The 1,170-nt window shown below is 57.8% G+C and carries 1 protein-coding gene; it reads right to left on the bottom strand.

Annotated features, from left to right (window positions below):
* Window positions 1-51: 51 nt before the first annotated feature.
* The gene (locus tag ABWQ00_RS16195) at window positions 52-1,053 is read right to left on the bottom strand and encodes a hypothetical protein (protein WP_353239689.1); all 1,002 of its coding nucleotides are present in this window, start codon (window positions 1,051-1,053) and stop codon (window positions 52-54) included.
* Window positions 1,054-1,170 lie beyond the last annotated feature (117 nt).

The following is a 1,170-nucleotide window of genomic DNA, read 5'->3' on the forward strand; positions in this document are numbered from 1 at the left end:
ACTCCGACTCCCTTGGGAAATAAGAGCATGGCGCACCATGTCCACATGGGCTCAGCCATCAGGGCGCGAGGGTTCACCACCTTGTAGACTCCCTCCCTCGCCAGATGATCCCGGTTTGAGTTCGTGTGGCTCCACGCGGCGCAACATGCCGTCACCCAAGTACGGCGACACGGTCTCGATCATGTCGAAGAGGCTCTTGGGAGTCAATGCATCGCGATGCTTCTCCTCAACACTCATCCACTTGACGTCGCGCCACTCCCAAGGGTACTCTGAGTACAACCAGAACACGTTGCCGCCGCCATGGATCTCCACAAGCATGCCCATCTTGGGGGCGTAACGTGCGCCGCAGCAGTTGCACCACCAACGCTGCTTGGGGCACCAAGCGACCAAGCCAAACCTGCGCAACCACGCCTTCGACTCGATGACAGTGCAACACTCCCACTCAGCGCCCCCGCTGGTGCAGAGGTGGTAGCTGCGAATGGCGGACTTGATGGAGCCGTCGGGGTTCCTTATGATGGTCCATTCGTCGCTGTAATCTGCAACTAAGCAGAACTCCTGCGGCATCTCCCCCTTGCTGGCAAACGCAAGAGGCTTTGACAACTCCTCTATCTTCTCCTCCAAGGCCTCCACTTCAGGCAGCAACATCTCGACTTCGGCCATCGTCTTGCAAAGAGACATGCGCTTCGTGAGCTCAGCGTGCTCATCCAGTACCGTCCCGCGGTGCCTCAGTGCTGCTGCCTTCAACAAGATGAAGCGACTGATTGGTGTCACGGCGTCTGTCATCATCTTGATGGTGATGTTGCGCCGCTCGCCTTTTGAGAGGGCGGGTATCTCGGCGGCAACCTGTTCATCGTGGATGCGGAACTTCTCCTGAAAGGCACGCCTCCTCTGTGTGTGAGGCTGGTTGTTGATGATGTGAGCCTGTGCCTCAAGAATACTGCACCCCCATCTTTCTGCCATGCAAGGGGGGCAGTAGTAAAGGATCTCGTAGATCGCATCCGGTTCTCCGTGCCTCTCCTCGCTCTCTTGGATGATGATGCGCCGCTGGTGCATGAGCTTCCACTTTCCCGTGTTGTTGCAATTCTCAAATGCGCAAGACAATCCGGGTACCGTTTGCCCGATGCAACCGGGGCAACGGGCAACAACGGCTTGGCGTTGTGGATGCCTCGC

It is taken from the genome of Limnohabitans sp., from assembly GCF_040400975.1.
In the GTDB taxonomy this organism is placed as follows: Bacteria; Pseudomonadota; Gammaproteobacteria; order Burkholderiales; family Burkholderiaceae_C; genus Limnohabitans_A.

Coding starts and splice junctions, on each gene's coding strand:
- ABWQ00_RS16195 (WP_353239689.1), bottom strand. CDS start 1,053: ATGCACCAGCGGCGCATCATCATCCAAGAGAGCGAGGAGAGGCACGGA.